At 75.7% G+C, this 2,724-nt stretch carries 1 protein-coding gene and 1 pseudogene; both read right to left on the reverse strand.

Going from position 1 to position 2,724, the window contains the following annotated elements:
* Positions 1-293: pseudogene (locus tag AC08OQ_RS19080) on the reverse strand (protein serine/threonine phosphatase 2C family protein); the annotation flags it as partial.
* Between the two features lie 62 nt (positions 294-355).
* Positions 356-2,452 (reverse strand): serine/threonine-protein kinase, encoded by a 2,097-nt coding sequence (locus tag AC08OQ_RS19085; protein ID WP_476605367.1) that lies wholly within the window; start codon positions 2,450-2,452, stop codon positions 356-358.
* Positions 2,453-2,724 lie beyond the last annotated feature (272 nt).

Consider the following 2,724-nt stretch of genomic DNA (forward strand, 5'->3'; position numbering starts at 1 on the left):
GCCGTCGACACCCCGTCGCACACGACCGCCACGACCGCCGGGCGGGCCGGGCCGGGCAGGTCGGCTGGGTCGGGCGGGCCGACGACGGCGAGGGCGAACCCGTCCTCGTTGCTCCGGTGGACGAGGCCGCGGTCCGACACGCCGGCCGCGATCGTCAGGTCGACGCCGATCCGGTCGCCGGGCTCGCGGCCGGCCGCCGTCAGGGCCACGCCGCAGCGCTCGCAGAACCGGTCGTCGGGAAGGACCTGCGCCGCGCAGCCGGGGCAGTGCCGCGCCAGGCCGGGGTCCGCCATGCCGGGTTGCGATGTACCGGGGTCCCGCGGCCCCGGCGCTGGGCCCGGCCGCCGTCCGGCGTTCATACCAGGGTCCGCGGGCGGACACGGTTGGCGAGGTCGATGAGGGCGTACCGCTCGTCGGTGGTCGCGGCCAGCCGGGCGAGCTCCCGGTAGGCGCGTTCCAGGCCGAAGCGCAGGTCCGGTTCCCGCAGTGCGGCACCGGCGACCGTGACGTCCGGATCCACCGGGAGCGTGCCGGCCGCCACCAGGTCGAGCGCGGTGGTCAGCAGATCCCGGATGAGGGCGGCCCGGTGGCCCGGGTCGAGGCCCAGGCCGGCCAGCACGTCCGACGCGGCCATGACGCCGGCCCGGTCGGGGACGCCGGCCACGGTCACTGTGCCGAGTATCCGGGCCAGCCGGATCTGGGCGTCGACGTGGGCGGCCGAGGCCGGTGGTACCCGGCGGTAGGCGGCCACCGCACCGTCGCGGTCGCCCGCGGCGATCCGCACCCGCGCCAGCCCGAACGCCGCACCGGTGAACGCGTCGTCGGTGCGCGATACCAGATCGTACAGCTGCTGCGCCCGGGGGAGGTCGCCGGAGGCCTCCGCGGTGCGCGCCAGTGCCAGCTTCGGCGCGAGCTCGCCCGGGACTTCGGCGTAGACCCGGTCGAACGCGGCGCGGGCCGCGGCGGTGTCGCCGTCGGCGAGTGCCAGCAGCCCGCGCTGCCAGTCCACCCGCCATTCGAAGGGGTCCTCCGCCTCGATCTCGGCGAGCACCTCGCGGGCGGCTGCGGGCCGGCCCAGGCGCATCCGCAGGTCGGCCAGGCGCAGGCGCGCCCCGACGCTGGTGGTTCCCGTCGCCTCGAGCAGCTCGGCGAGCTGCTCGGGCGCGAGGTCCGGTAGGGCGGTAAGTGGGCCTGCCGCTGGGTCGTCGGGGTCGGCCCACAGCCGGGGCAGCACCGACCACGGCGGCAGCGCGGTGGGGTCGGCGTCGGTGAGGCCGCCTTCGCCGGTGGGGTGGACGTCGCCGGTGAACCGCCGGCTCGGCGCCGGGGCCGGTGTCCCGCGTTCGGCCGCGACGATCTCCCGCAGCACCCCCAGCAGTTCGTCGTGCATCTCCTCGGCGCCGGTGAAGCGGCGGTCGGGATCGGGTGCGGTCGCCTTGAGTAGGAACCGGTACAGCGATTCGTGCCGGGCGAGGACGGGATGGCCCGTCGCCGGTGGCATCGTGTGCAGGTAGGTCGAGGTGTTGCCGCGGAAGTCCAGGATGAGGGTCGCGAGCGTGCGTCCCACGGCGAACAGGTCGGAGGCGACCGAGGGGCCGGTGGTGGGCACCTCGGGTGCCTGGTAGCCGGGGGTGCCGTAGCCGGCACCGGCTACGGCACCGTCATCGAGGCGACGGACCGCGCCGAGGTCGATCAGGCGCAGCGTCTCCCGGCCGAGCATCACGCTGTCGGGTGTGAAGTCGCCGAACACCAGGCCGTTCCGGTGCAGGTAGGCGAAGGCGGGCAGCACCGCGAGGAGGTAGGCGACGGCCTGGGCGGCCGGCAGCGGGTCGGGCCGGCCGGCGTCGGCCCGACGCCGGCGCAGCACCTCCCGTAGCCAGGTGCCGCCGACGTACTCCATCACGATGTAGCCCGTGCCGGCATGCTCGACGAAGGTGAAGATCCGCACGATCGCCGGGTGGTCGACGGAGGCCAGGAACCGGCGCTCGGCGATGACCGCGGCCTGCGCCTCGCGGTCGCCGGAGTCGAGCAGGCCCTTGAGCACGACCCAGGAGTCCTCCGCGACGCCCGGGTCCCGGGCGAGGTAGATCCAGCCCTGGCCGCCGTACGCGAGGGCCCCCGCGATCTCGTACGGCCCGACGCGGTCACCGGCGTGCAGCGTGGGACGGAACGAGAACGGCTGGCCGCATCCCGGGCAGAAGCCCTCGGGACGCGCGGGCCGGCGGCCCCGGGAGCGTCCCACCGGCGCGCCGCACCCGGCGCAGGCCCGCCGCCGTTCCGGGATCTGCGGGTCTGCCAGCAGCATCGACGTCGGGTCCGGCACGTCGCGCTCGGGCACGTCGAGCCCGGGTACCTCGACCAGGCCCGCGCCCAGCCGGCTCGGTGCGGTCCGCGACCCGTCCTCGACGACGCCCTCGCAGTCCGGCTCCGGGCAGGGGATGACCGCGTTCACGCACACTCCTCGGTCGAGATCGGGGTCGAGATCGGGGGCGGGGTCGAGATGGGGAGCGACGGGGCCGGACGCAGCCGGGTCAGGACCACGCCCACCTCCTACCGAGAGATCACCACCGGTCAGTCCCGGTAGCGGGCGACCGGTGGCGCCGGCGGCGGGGCGAACGGTGCCGACAGCCACTGCCGGGCCAGTCGTTTCCAGGTGCCGTCGGCGATCGCGCGGGCCAGCACGCCGTTGATGAAGCGGGTCAGTTCCGGGGATCTGTCGCTGAT

This window comes from Frankia sp. CcCS3 (assembly GCF_977927575.1).